This window comes from Ruegeria sp. AP12 (assembly GCF_056540025.1).
In genome coordinates, this window is record NZ_JBQFVZ010000001.1 from 338,304 (window position 1) to 350,744 (window position 12,441).

Here is a 12,441-nt window from a genome sequence, read left to right on the forward strand (position 1 = left end):
CTTGGCTGCCTGCTTGATGCCAGAATTCGCGTGTCGGCGCACTCACATTCTTGTGCTGTTACTTGTTAGTCAGCGCGTCGCTTCAACAGATAGATATCCATGATCCATCCATGTGCGGCCCGATGTCTGGTGCGATTGGCCAGAATTTCTTCGGCCACGTCGGCCAGCGGTCCGTGGATCAGAATCTCTTCCTTCATTCCGACATAGGCGCCCCACCAGATGTCATACTCGGCCATGTCCAGTGACTGGAACGAACACTCTCCATCCAGCATGACGGCCACATTCGACGCGCTCGGGGGCCAGCCCTCGTCCCGCAAACGCCGCCCGGTTGTGACGACATAGGGCGCGCCGATCTCGTTGATCGGAATGGCATGGGCCGCCGTCAGCGCTTGCAACGCGGTGATGCCCGGGATCACCCGCTTGTTCGGCTGCGGATCCAGCCGGGTCGCGATGCGCAAGGAACTGTCATAAAGCGACGGATCGCCCCAGATCAGCAGCGCGACTTTGCTGGCCGTTGGATGGGCCGAGATCGCCTCCTGCCAGCGCAGCGCAATGGCGTCGTGCCACTCATCCACGCCTTGCAGATAACCGTCCTCGGACCGCCGTTTGGGAATGTCGAAATAGGCGATCTGCGGCGAGCGGTCCGTGACCGTGGCAATGATCTCTTCGCGCAGCCCGGCCAGATCGGCCTTGTTCTCACCCTTGCGCGGGATCAGGATCAGATCGGCCTCGCGGATTGCCTGAACGCCTTGCCGGGTCACATGATCGGGGTTGCCGGTACCGATCCCGATCAGGGTCAGGTCATACATCATCCAACTCCGCCAATGGACCATAAAGGATCAGGGCAGGGGCCGTGCCGATTTCGGATTTCAGCGTGTCTGCAAGCGCGCCGATGGTGGATCGATGCAGCGTCTGATCGGGGGTCGACACGGATTCAGCCATCAGCGCCGGCGTGTCCAACGGCAGGCCATGTGCATGCAGCGCCTCGACCAGCAGGGGAAAGGTGCGCTTGCCCATGAACACAACCGTCGTGGCCATTCCGTCGGCCAAAGCGGGCAGGTTCAGATCGTCCGGTAACTGCCCGCTGACGTCGTGGCCGGTGACAAATTGCACCCGCCGTGCCGTCAGGCGACGTGTCAGCGGGATACCAGCAGCGGCGGCTGCTGCGACAGCCGAGGGGATGCCCGGAATGACCTCGTACTCGATCCCGGCCTCGCGCAACGCCACCAGTTCCTCCTCCAGCCGCCCGAACAGCCCGCCATCGCCGGATTTCAACCGCACCACGCGTTGACCGGTCTGCGCATATTCGACCAGCAGGCGGCTCACGTGATCCTGCTTGGGCGAGGGGCGTCCGGCGCGTTTGCCGACGCCGACCAGATCCGCATCCTCGCGCGCATGCGTCAGGATCGGCCCGCTGCTCAGGTCATCGAACAGCACCGCGTCGGCCTTTTGCATCCGGTCCACGGCCTTGAGCGTCAACAGCTCCGGGTCGCCGGGGCCTGAGCCTACGAAAGAGACAAAACCGCTCATGCCGAGGCCTCGGCAATCAGGTGAAAGAACGTGCCGGTGACGTTGCCGCGCACCGATCCGGTTTGGGGGCCTTCGGTTCCCTCGGCATCAAACACCCGCGCCAAGGGGGCATCGGGCTGTTCGACAATCGAGGAATAGTGGAACTCATGCCCCCGCAGGGCGGTGCCCGCCGCAAGTCCCGGCATCGGGGCGAGCAGTTCAGCCCGGCGATAGCCCAGATTGAATTTGCGCTTTTCGTAGGATGTGACCAGCCCAAGCAGCCCGGCCATCTTATGCCGCGTGCCGTCCTTGTCGATCAACCCTTCGCCCAACGCCATGTACCCGCCGCATTCGCCGTGAACCGGTTTGGTTTCGGCGTGGCGGCGCAGTCCGGTCAGGAAGGTATCAGCAGCCGCCAGAGTGCCCGCATGTAACTCAGGGTATCCACCCGGCAACCAGACCAGATCGGCATCCGTCGCCGGAGCTTCATCCGCCAAAGGCGAGAAGGGCGTCACTTCGGCCCCAGCCGCCCGCCAGCCTTCCAGCAAATGTGGGTAGGTAAAGGAAAATGCCGCATCCCGCGCCAATGCAATCCGCTGGGCCGGGGGGCGCGGCAGCGCGGCTGACGATGGCCCAGCTGGGCCTGAGGAGGCCGCCCGCTTGATCGCTTCCAGATCTACATGCTCACGCAGGAAGGCCGCATATCCGGCGATGGCGCTTTCCAGATCGGGATGTTCGACGGCCTGGATCAGGCCCAGATGCCGTTCGGGCAGGGTCAGATCACCGCGTCTTGGTAGCACGCCCAGAACCGGCAGCCCCGCGCGTTCCATGCCCAAGCGGGTCAGACGCTCGTGGCGCGGGCTGGCACAGCGGTTCAGGATCACGCCGGCAAAGGGCAAGTCGGGGGTGTACATCTTGAACCCCAGCGCCGTCGCCGCCGCCGATTGCGCCTGTCCGCCCACATCCAGCACCAGCACCACCGGCCAGCCCATCCGCTGCGCTGTCTCGGCGCTGGACCCATGCCCCAGCTCTCCGGGCTTCGCGACGCCATCAAACAACCCCATCGAGCCTTCGGCGACCACAATATCCGCCCCGTCCGCCTGCGCAGAGATCGCGTTCAACAGCGGATCGCCCATCGCCCAACTGTCGAGGTTGAACGAGGCCCGCCCCGCCGCCGCCCGGTGAAAGGCCGGGTCGATATAGTCGGGGCCACTTTTGAACGGTTGAACGGTCAGGCCGTCCTCGGCCAACGCACGCAGAAGACCCAACATAACGGTGGTCTTACCGGTGCCGGAAGACGGGGCCGAGATCAGAATGCCCGGAGGATTAGTCATCACCATGGCTCCAGCTTGACCACGGGCTGTCCGCGCCTTGCGGGCGATACCGGCGGTCATAGGTCTTGGAATACAGGCAGCTTTCGTCGAACCCTTCGCCCGCCAGCGCTGGTCCGACCATGATCAGTGCAGTGCGCGAGATGCCCTCGTCCAGTGCATCTTTCAACGTTTCCAAGGTCGCGCGGATGATCCGCTCATCCGGCCAACTGGCGCGGTAAACAACGGCCACCGGGCAATCCGCGCCGTAGGCCGGGGTCAGGTCAGCGATAACCTTGTCCAGATTGCCAATCGACAGGTGAACGGCCAGCGTGGCCCCTGTGCGGGCGAAGTTCTCCAACGTCTCACCTTCGGGCATCGAAGATGCACGGCCGGGCGTCCGGGTCAGAATCACCGATTGCGCGAGGCCGGGCAGGGTCAGTTCAGTGCCCAGAGCCGCCGCCGCCGCGGCAAAAGACGGCACGCCGGGCGTGACGCTGACCGGAATGCCCATCTCTTTCAACCGACGGATCTGTTCCCCCATCGCGGACCAGACCGACAGATCGCCTGAATGCAGTCGGGCCACGTCTTGCCCCGCTTTATGGGCCGCTTCAATCTCGGTCATGATCTGGTCCAGATCCATCGGCGCGGTATTCACGATCTTCGCGCCTTCGGGGCAATGGCTCAGGATCTCCTCCGGCACCAGCGAGCCAGCATAAAGGCACACCGGGCAAGAGGCGATGATATCGCGCCCGCGCAGGGTCAGCAGGTCGGCGGCACCCGGTCCGGCACCAATGAAATGAACGGTCATGTCTGTCCTCCGATGGCAATGGCGCAGGTGGCCAGCCGGTCGTCTGAGATGTGTCTGGGTGTAAGCAGCCGCGCGCCGAACCCGGCGGCAGCCAAAGCGGATGCTTCGGCCACGCTGCCGGTGCCATAGCTGGCGCGGCTGCGGGCTGAGCATGTCAGGGTGCGCTGTCCGACCAGGTCAGCGGGTGCAACAAGGTGCAAGGGCAGGTCAACGATTGCCGCAAAGGCGTCCAACGCGGCGTGGCCGTCCTTGTCCGCAACCGTCGCCAGCGCATCCACGGCATGGCCCGAGGACGCCTGATCGTAGGCCGCTTTCAGGCTGTCCACCGTGGCGGAGCTGGAAAAACCAAGACCGGCGACGATCATAGGGTCACGCTCCACTGCACCACAGGGTAGGCGGATTTCCATCCGCGCCGAGGGCCCAGAGCGCCCGCCTGCGCCAATTCAATCCGCAGCAAGTCGCCGCCAAGGGCCTCGTGCCATTGGGCAAGCAAAGCCTCGCTTTCCAGCGTCACGGCATTGGCGACCAGCCGCGTGCCCGGTTTCAGGTTGTCGCGCAGCCAGACCAGCAAGGCCTCGGACAGCCCGCCGCCAATAAAAACCACATCAGGCATGGCCAAGCCGGGCAGAGCGTCGGGCGCGGTGCCATGGACGACCTCCAGCCGATCCTGCCCCAAAGTGTCCGCGTTGCGCCTAATGCGGTCTGCACGCTCGGCCAGCGGCTCGATCGAGGTTGCGGTCAGGGTCGGGTCGCACATCAGCCATTCGATGCTGATCGAACCGGTTCCGCCGCCGATGTCCCACAGATGCTCGCCCCGTTGCGGTGCCATCGCGGACAGGGTCAGCGCGCGGATGGGTCTTTTGGTGATCTGACCATCCGTTTCAAAGATGTCGTCCGGCTTGCCGGATGCTTTGGGGAACGCCAGTCCGGGGCCGGTGACCTCAAGCCCGACACAGACCGGGTGATCGAACGTGCCCAGCAAGGCTTCGGTCAGCGTAACGGTTTGCGTGTTTTCGCGTGGCCCGCCCAGGGATTGCATCACATGCAGCGCGCTGTCGGCGAAACCTGTTTCGGTCAGATAGGTGGCCAATTCAGCCACCGCCTTGCCATCGCGCAGCAGCAAAATGGCACGCAACCCCGCCGCCAGATGCGGTCTCAGCCGTGTCAGCGGCGCGGCGTGCAGCCCAAAGGTCAGCGTGCTTTCCAGCGGCCAGCCCAGCCGGGCGGCGGCCAGCGAAAAGGTGGATTGACCCGGCAGGGCAGTCCATTCGCCCGCGTCAAAGGTTCTGGCAATGACCGAGCCCGCACCGAACCAGAACGGATCGCCCGACGCCAGCACAACCGTTGGCTGCCCGCGCAGTCCCGTCAGTATCGGGATGCCATCGGCAAACGGCACGGGCCATTCGATCCGTCCAGCCTGTGTTTCGGGGATCAGCGACAGATGACGGGGCGGGCCCATGACGACCTCGGCCCGATCCAGCACTTGACGACTTGCGGGCGGCAGGCCATCCAGTCCATCTTCGCCCAGCCCCAGAATGGTCAGCCACGGAGCCTTATTCATGCCCAACCTCCTGCTTCTTGGCGGCACGACCGAAGCCAATGCGCTGGCCCGCAGCCTTGCCGAAAGGGGGGTGAGCGCAATCTACTCTTACGCCGGGCGTGTGGACAATCCTCGCCCGCAACCTTTGCCGGTGCGCGTCGGCGGGTTCGGAGGGGCCGACGGACTGCACAGCTATATCTGCGACAACGCGATCACGCATGTCGTGGACGCAACGCATCCCTTTGCCGCGCAGATGAGCCGGAATGCCATCGCCGCCTGCGAAGCCGCAGGTGTTCCGCTGGTTTCGTTGACCCGACCGGCCTGGGTTCCGCAGCACGAAGACCGCTGGCAGCATGTTCCGGACATTCCGGCGGCTGTTGCTGCGCTTGAAGGCCCCGCTCGGCGCGTCTTTCTGGCTGTGGGCCGGATGCACCTGCAGGATTTCGCTGCCCAACCCCACCATGACTATTTGCTGCGGCTGGTTGACGAACCTGACAATGTGCCGCTGCCTAACGCCGATATTGTTGTCTCGCGCGGGCCGTTCACGGTTGAGGGCGACCTTGCGCTGATGAAACGCCACGCCACCGAACTGGTGATTTCGAAAAACGCAGGCGGCACCGGCGCGCGCGCCAAGCTGGACGCCGCGCGGGCGCTGGGCGTGCCAGTCCTGATGATCGACCGGCCCAGCCTGCCGCCCCGGCAGGAACTGTCCTCGGTCGTGCAAGTTCTGGACTGGCTGGCTCATCCCTGACCCTCGGCCAGAGTGAACCTTGGCGTGTAGACAATCGGCGCGCCGTCGCGTTCGATCACGCGCGTCAGAGAGGATCCGACAATCACAACCGTCTGCATGTCGGCCATATCCGGTGTCGCCTCGGCCAGCGTTGAGATTCGGATTGCTTCATCTGCCCGGGTCACGGCCCGTGCGAACAGGATCAACCGTTCTGGCTCACATTCTTCCCGCAGGATTTCCAGCGTTTTTACAAAACCTTCCGGGCGGGACTTTGAGCGCGGATTATAGAACGCCATGGCGAAATCGCCCTGTGCCGCAAGGCGCAGGCGCTTTTCGATCAGGGACCATGGCTTGAGGTTGTCGCTCAGGTTAATGGCGCAAAAGTCATGGCCCAAAGGCGCACCCGCACGGGCCGAGGCGGCCAGCATCGCGGTGATGCCGGGCAGTACGTCTACCGGAATATCACGCCATTCACGCGGCCCGTTTTCCATCGCCTCGAACACTGCCGCCGCCATGGCAAACACGCCCGGATCACCCGACGAAACCACGACCACGCGCTTCCCTTCTGCCGCCATTTGCAACGCATGTTGGGACCGGTCGATTTCGACACGGTTGTCGCTGGCATGCAGGGTCAAGCCCTCACGGTCGGCAACGCGGGCGACATAGGGAATGTAGCCGACAACATCAGTGGCCTTGGCCAGCGCTGTGGATACTTCGGGCGTCACCAGTTGTTCATCACCAGGGCCCAGCCCGGCGATCTTGACCCATCCGCTCATGGTCGCCGTCCTTGGCCATGCACGATGATAATCGAGAAATAAGGGGTAATGCCGTCCCCGTCCTCGGACAGCTTCCGCACCCGTTGATTGGGCATCTGCGCAAACTCGACGATCCAGGCCCGGTCAAAAAGACCCGCTGTCTTCAACGCCCGTTTGACCTTGTCGATATTGCGCCCGATCTTCATCACAACCAACGCATCGGTTTGTGCCATACGTCGCGCCAGATCATCCTCGGGCAGGGTTCCGACCAGCACGGTCAGCACATCATCGCCCCAGGTGATCGGGTCGCCCGTTGCCGTCCACGCGCCGGACATGCCAGTGATTGCAGGCACCACATCTACATCAGCTTCATCTCGTAAGCGGCTGTAAAGATGCATGAATGACCCGTAGAAGAACGGATCACCCTCACACAGAACAACAACGTCCTCGCCTTTGTCGGCCAGCGTTTTCAGATGCCGTGCGCAATCTTCATAGAAAGCGGCGAGCAATTCGTTGTAGCGCGGGTCTGTCACGGGAATTTCCGTGGTAACAGGGTATTCCATCGGGAATTCCACCGCGTCTCCGGGGATCATGCCGTTGACGATCTTGCGCGCCTGACCGCTGCGGCCCGGCTTGCGGAAAAACGCCACGTGCCGTGCATTGCGCAGCAGCCGGTCGGCCCGGACGCTCATCAGGTCCGGGTCGCCGGGGCCGAGGCCCACGCCATAGATTTTACCCGCGCTCATTCGGCGCGGCTCGCGATGGCGTTGATAGCGGCCACGGTGATGGCGCTGCCGCCCAGACGGCCCTTGACGATGCAGGACGGCACCGGCTGTGCCTCCCACAACGCGTCCTTGGATTCCATTGCGCCGACAAAACCCACCGGGCAGCCGATGATGGCGGCGGGGCGCGGGCAGTCGGGGTCTTCCAGCATGTTCAGCAGGTGGAACAGGGCGGTCGGCGCGTTGCCGATGGCGACCAGAGCGCCCTCCAGATGCGGCCGCCACAGCTCCAGCGCAGCGGCGGAGCGGGTGTTGCTCATCTCAGCCGCCAGCGGGCGCACGCGGTCGTCATGCAGGGTGCAGATCACCTCATTGTCGGAGGGCAGGCGGAAGCGGGTCACACCTTCGCTGACCATCCGCGCGTCGCACAGGATCGGCGCACCATTTTCCAGCGCGGTGCGGGCGGCGGTCACGAAACCGGGCGAGAAATGCACGAACTCTTCCAGCCCAACCATACCTGCGGCGTGGATCATGCGGACGGCGACCTGCTCCTCGTCGGTATCAAAACGGGCCAGATCGGCCTCGGACCGGATGGTGGCAAAGCTCTCCTTGTAGATCGCCGCGCCGTCGGTTTCGTATTCATAGGGCATCAGGTCAGGTCCATGGTCAAAAGTGTTTCGGGGCTGAGCCCGCGCTGACAGGGCTCATCCCCCGCGCGGCCCCGTTTGACAAGATCAAATCGTCCGTTGTTGCCGACCAAAGTGACGTCGGAGGGGCCCATGCGGGCACATCCCTTGGCGCAGCCCGAGACATGCAGGCTGCCGGGAACGCGCGCGGCCAAAGCGCGGGCGATGTCGCGGGTTTCCACATGCGCCTGCGGGCAGAATGGCGCGCCGGGGCAGGCGTCGGTGGTCATCAGCGGGTCGGCACCATCCGTGACAAAGTCCGGGGCAGGTATCGCCGTCCCGCCTTCCAGCAGGATCAGCCGCCACGGAGTGACACGCAGGGCTGTTGCGCCACTGTCGTCAATCAGATCGTAAAGTTTGCGGGCCGGCAGCGACCCAAAAGCTGCGCCATACAGCGCACCCAGTTCATAAAGGCCGGGGTGCAGTTTTTCGCCGACCGGGCCGGGCGCGTGTCCCTGCCATTCCTGCGGCAGCGCGTCGATGACCCGTGCCATGCGGCGCGTCTCGGGCGTATATGTTTCTGCAAACCACCGTGCCAAAGCGATGACATGGACAATGGCATTGGCCTCGGCCACAGGCCGCCCGGTCTCGCAGCCGTCGGCGCGCAGGATCAGACCGTCAGCGCCGGTTTCCAGACGAATATCCGCCGAATCCGCGCTCAGCAGTCGCGCGGGCCCGGTGTCGATGGCAAAGCCGAACTTTGCGGGCAGGGCAGGCAGTTCCGCCAGCCGGTCAATCAGTTCCTGAGTCAGGCGCGCGGTCAGATCGCCCGCCTGATACAGCGGCGTGACCAGAATGTTGCGCCGCACCTCGATGCCCGGTTCCGCATCCAGCAGGTCCAGTGCCGCCAGTTCCTTGAGCAGTGGCTGGTGGTCATAGTCCTCGACCCCCCGCAGTTGCAGATTGGCGCGGTTGGTCAGGTCGATCGAGCCATTTCCAAACCGATCTGCAAGGTCGCACAGACCCAGCGCCTGATCGACCGTCAGACGCGCCAGCCGAGGCCGCACCCGCACAACCAGCCCGTCGCCCGACATCATCGGACGGTGTGCGCCGGGGCACCAGCCCTGGACGACGGGGGCGCTCATCCCAGCCCCTCCAGATCAGCGCGGATCGAGTTTCGGCGGGTGTTCCATAGCCCGGCCTCCAAAAGGGCGCGGAACCGGTCCTGCATGGCCTGATGCGCCTGCGGGTTGGCCTCGGCCAGAAAGGCATCGACCTGCGGATCGCCCAGCGTCGCGTCGTGATACAGATCGAACAGATGCGGCGCGACCGTGCCCGACAGATGCGCGAAGGAGGCCATGTGATCCAATGTCGCCGCGATCTCGGCAGCGCCCCGGAACCCGTGCCGCTGCATCCCCGCGATCCAACTGGGATTGGCGGCGCGGGCATGGACGACACGACTGATTTCCTCGGGCAGGGTTCGCGCGCGGGGATTGTCCGGGTTGGTATTGTCCAGATGGTACAGCTGCGCCTCGCCGCCCGTCACCTTTTTGGCCGCTGCAAACCCGGCCTCATGGGTGGCGTAATCGTTGGCCAGCAACAGGTCGGTCTCGGTCAGGTCCTGCAGGTGGACAAAGCTGTCGGCATTGGCGACGCGCTGCGTGATCCCGTTGATGTCCTGCGCGATATGCTCACCTTCCAGTGCGAAGGAGCTGGCTTGCAACCATGCCTCACCCGCTTGCGCGCGGGCCTCGTCGGTGTAGGTCTCGGACAGGAGGGTCATGTTCACGCCATAGCTGCCCGGCGCGGGACCGAACACGCGCGCAGCCGGGGCCTGCCCGGCATAGGGGTTCCAGTCCGGTGCCTCATCCCGTTCGGACAAGACCCGCACCGCTTGACCGTAAAGCGCAGAGAGCGTCGGGAACACGTCGCGGAAAAGTCCCGAGACGCGCAGGGTGACATCCAGACGCGGGCGGCTGAGGTCGGTGATCGGCAGAACTTCGATGCCTGAGACGCGCTCGGACCCCTTGTCCCAGACCGGCTTGACGCCCAGCAGGTGCAGCGCCATGGCGAATTCTTCCCCGGCGGTGCGCATGGTGGCCGAGCCCCAGAGGTCGACGATCAGCCCCTTGGGATAATCGCCCTCTTCCTGCAAATGCCTCCGCACCAGTTCCTCGGCCAGTTTGACCCCTTGGGTATAGGCGGCACGCGTGGGCACGGACCGTGGATCGGTGGTGTAGAGGTTGCGCCCGGTGGGCAGCACATCCGACCGACCCCGATAGGGGGAACCCGAAGGGCCAGCCTCGATCCGTTTGCCCGCCAATGCGTCCAGCAAAGCGGTGCGTTCGGCATGGGCCGAGGGCGCGGGGTCGAAATTGCCGGTCACGTCGGGCACCCGGCCAAAGACATGCAGCCCGTCGCCGAACTGGCTTTCCTTGATGTCACAGACAAAGCGGTCGATGCGGGTAATCGCCTCGGCGGTACAGGTGGCCTGATCGAGGTCCAGGTCGCTTTCCAGCCCGATGGCCTGCGCCTCATCCCGGATATCCTCTTGCAGGCGGTCGCGGCGCTTGGGGTCCAGCCCATCGGCGTTTGAAAACTCGTCCAGCAGAGATTCCAGCCGCACCATCCGATCCGGCGTACCGCTTTCCTTGAGCGCGGGCGGGATATGGCCCAGCGTGACGGCCCCGATCCGGCGTTTGGCCTGCGCGGCCTCGCCGGGGTCGTTGACAATGAACGGGTAGATGACCGGCAGATCGCGGATCAGCGCCTCGGGCCAGCAATCGGCGGACAGGGCGACGGATTTGCCGGGCAGCCATTCCAGCGTGCCATGCGCGCCGATATGGATCAGCGCATCCGCACCCAGCCCTTGGCGCAGCCACAGGTAAAACGCCACATAGCCGTGGCGCGGAGTGCGCGAGAGGTCGTGGTAATCGTCATCGCGCAGCTCGGGCGAGCCGCGTTCCGGTTGCAGTGCGATCAGGGCCTTGCCGCGTCGCAGGGCGGTGAAATGGAAGGCTCCATCGGCGCAGGCCGGGTCATCTTCGGGCTTGCCCCAGACGGATTGCAGATCACTGCGCAGGGTTTCGGGCAATTCGGCCAATGCGGTCAGGTAGTCCTGCAGCGGCCATGAAATCCGGGCATCCGGCAGCGCATCGGCAATCGGCTCGGCAGGGGTGGTGTCATAGCCTGCGCCTTGCAGATCGGACAGCATCGCCTCGGCCGAGGTCAGCGCGTCGAGGCCTACCGCATGGGCCATCTGCCAGTCCTTGCCGGGATAGGTGGACAGCACCAGCGCAGGCGTCTGATCGGCTTTGGGTTTGTCGTGCAGGTTAAGCCAGCCTGACACGCGGTCGATGATCGCTTCGATCCGCTCGGGCTCGGCCCGGTGGGCGAAACGGGAATATTCCAGATGCGGGTCGCGCTTGCCCGGTTCCTTGAACGAGGCGATGCCCGCTGAAATCCGCCCGTCCACTTCGGGCAGTACCACATGCATGGCGAGGTCGGCGGGGGATAGCCCGCGTTCCGCCTCGGCCCATGCCTTGCGGCGCGAGGTGGCCAGCGCGACCTGAAACACCGGCACGTTGGCGGCGTCCAGAGGCGAGGTGCCCGACGCGCCTTTGCCCGAGAATGAGGTGGCGTTGATGATGGCCGACGGGGCCAGTGCCACGACCTGTTCACGCAGCCAATCCGCCGCTACAGGGGCTTTCAGCGACGGAGCGAACAGGCCCACCGCCTCAAAACCCCGAGCGCGCAGGCTGCGGATCAGGACCGCGACCGGGGCGGTGTCGGCTGAGGTCAGATAGCCGCGGTAGAAGGTGACGAGGATGCGTTTCGCATCGCCCGAAAACGCCGTATCCACCGGGATCACGCCGCGGTCCGGGCACCAAGCGCCACATTCAGGCAGAGTCTTGGCCCCCATCACCGGTCCGGCATAAAGCCCCGCCGCCAGCGCCATCTGCGCCAAGGCGGCCTGTGCCGCGACCTCTCCACCGGTGTCGCACAGATGCGCCAGCCGCCGCAGGGTCGAGACGGGAAGGGTGGAATAGTCATCCAGCCGCGTATCCTCGCGCCCATCCGCAGGCAGCACCGCCAGCGCGATGCCCTTGGCCTGCGCCAGTGCCAGAACCTGTTGCAACCCGTAGGACCAGTAGGGCACCCCGCCGATCAGGCGGATCAGGATGCCCTTTGCACCCTCCAGCGTCTGTTCGACATAAGTATCGACCGACAAAGGGTGTTTCAGCGCCGTCAGGTTCGCCAGCCGCATCGTCGGCATCCGCCCGTGAGCGCCCCCACCGCGATGCCAGCCCGCCGCAAAAGCGCCAAGGTCACTGTCCGAGAACGACAGCACCACCAAATCCGCCGGGCTCTGGCCCAGATCGGTCGGGGTCTCGGTTTCCTCTAACCCGTGGCTTTCGCGGAAGACGACGTGCATGGC

12 protein-coding genes are annotated in these 12,441 nt (G+C 64.7%); 1 reads left to right on the top strand and 11 read right to left on the bottom strand.

All coding sequences use genetic code 11. The annotated features are described in order from the left end of the window. Positions 1-65 precede the first annotated feature (65 nt). From cobF to cbiE, 6 genes are read right to left on the bottom strand one after another with little or no spacing between them, the layout of a single operon-like run. Positions 66-809, bottom strand: a complete 744-nt coding sequence (cobF, locus tag ACR0E6_RS01675; RefSeq protein WP_480580517.1) for a precorrin-6A synthase (deacetylating) — start codon at positions 807-809, stop codon at positions 66-68. Continuing rightward, on the bottom strand, positions 802-1,530 hold the full coding sequence (gene cobA / locus ACR0E6_RS01680; RefSeq protein WP_480580519.1) for a uroporphyrinogen-III C-methyltransferase: 729 nt from the start codon (positions 1,528-1,530) through the stop codon (positions 802-804). The genes cobF and cobA overlap by 8 nt, the downstream gene beginning before the upstream one ends. Then, positions 1,527-2,849, bottom strand: a complete 1,323-nt coding sequence (locus ACR0E6_RS01685; protein ID WP_480580521.1) for a cobyrinic acid a,c-diamide synthase CobB — start codon at positions 2,847-2,849, stop codon at positions 1,527-1,529. Before ACR0E6_RS01685 ends, cobA begins: the two co-directional genes overlap by 4 nt. Then, complete coding sequence (cobM, locus tag ACR0E6_RS01690) at positions 2,836-3,630, bottom strand: precorrin-4 C(11)-methyltransferase (RefSeq protein WP_480580523.1); 795 nt, start codon at positions 3,628-3,630, stop codon at positions 2,836-2,838. Before cobM ends, ACR0E6_RS01685 begins: the two co-directional genes overlap by 14 nt. After that, the gene (locus tag ACR0E6_RS01695; protein ID WP_480580525.1) at positions 3,627-3,995 is read right to left on the bottom strand and encodes a cobalamin biosynthesis protein; all 369 of its coding nucleotides are present in this window, start codon (positions 3,993-3,995) and stop codon (positions 3,627-3,629) included. The genes cobM and ACR0E6_RS01695 overlap by 4 nt, the downstream gene beginning before the upstream one ends. Next, positions 3,992-5,191 carry a precorrin-6y C5,15-methyltransferase (decarboxylating) subunit CbiE gene (gene cbiE / locus ACR0E6_RS01700; RefSeq protein ID WP_480580527.1) on the bottom strand — a complete coding sequence of 400 codons (1,200 nt, stop codon included), beginning with the start codon at positions 5,189-5,191 and terminating at the stop codon, positions 3,992-3,994. Before cbiE ends, ACR0E6_RS01695 begins: the two co-directional genes overlap by 4 nt. Here cbiE and ACR0E6_RS01705 point away from each other — a divergent pair. Next, a complete protein-coding gene (locus ACR0E6_RS01705) occupies positions 5,190-5,921 on the top strand; it encodes a cobalt-precorrin-6A reductase (RefSeq protein WP_480580529.1) in 732 nt (243 codons plus the stop codon). The genes cbiE and ACR0E6_RS01705 overlap by 2 nt on opposite strands. Here the strand turns inward: ACR0E6_RS01705 and cobJ are convergent. Genes cobJ through cobN form a run of 5 tightly spaced genes read right to left on the bottom strand, consistent with a single transcriptional unit; the run spans position 5,912 to position 12,438 of the window. Beyond that, entirely contained in the window at positions 5,912-6,676 is a 765-nt protein-coding gene (gene cobJ / locus ACR0E6_RS01710; RefSeq protein ID WP_480580531.1) for a precorrin-3B C(17)-methyltransferase, read from the bottom strand. The two genes, ACR0E6_RS01705 and cobJ, sit on opposite strands and share 10 nt — an antisense overlap. Next, positions 6,673-7,401 (bottom strand): precorrin-2 C(20)-methyltransferase, encoded by a 729-nt coding sequence (locus tag ACR0E6_RS01715; RefSeq protein WP_170449424.1) that lies wholly within the window; start codon positions 7,399-7,401, stop codon positions 6,673-6,675. The genes cobJ and ACR0E6_RS01715 overlap by 4 nt, the downstream gene beginning before the upstream one ends. After that, positions 7,398-8,027: a precorrin-8X methylmutase gene (locus tag ACR0E6_RS01720; RefSeq protein WP_480580533.1), complete on the bottom strand. Its 630-nt coding sequence runs from the start codon at positions 8,025-8,027 to the stop codon at positions 7,398-7,400. The genes ACR0E6_RS01715 and ACR0E6_RS01720 overlap by 4 nt, the downstream gene beginning before the upstream one ends. After that, positions 8,027-9,148: a precorrin-3B synthase gene (cobG, locus tag ACR0E6_RS01725; RefSeq protein ID WP_480580535.1), complete on the bottom strand. Its 1,122-nt coding sequence runs from the start codon at positions 9,146-9,148 to the stop codon at positions 8,027-8,029. Before cobG ends, ACR0E6_RS01720 begins: the two co-directional genes overlap by 1 nt. Next, positions 9,145-12,438, bottom strand: a complete 3,294-nt coding sequence (cobN, locus tag ACR0E6_RS01730) for a cobaltochelatase subunit CobN (protein WP_480580537.1) — start codon at positions 12,436-12,438, stop codon at positions 9,145-9,147. The genes cobG and cobN overlap by 4 nt, the downstream gene beginning before the upstream one ends. Positions 12,439-12,441: the final 3 nt, after the last annotated feature.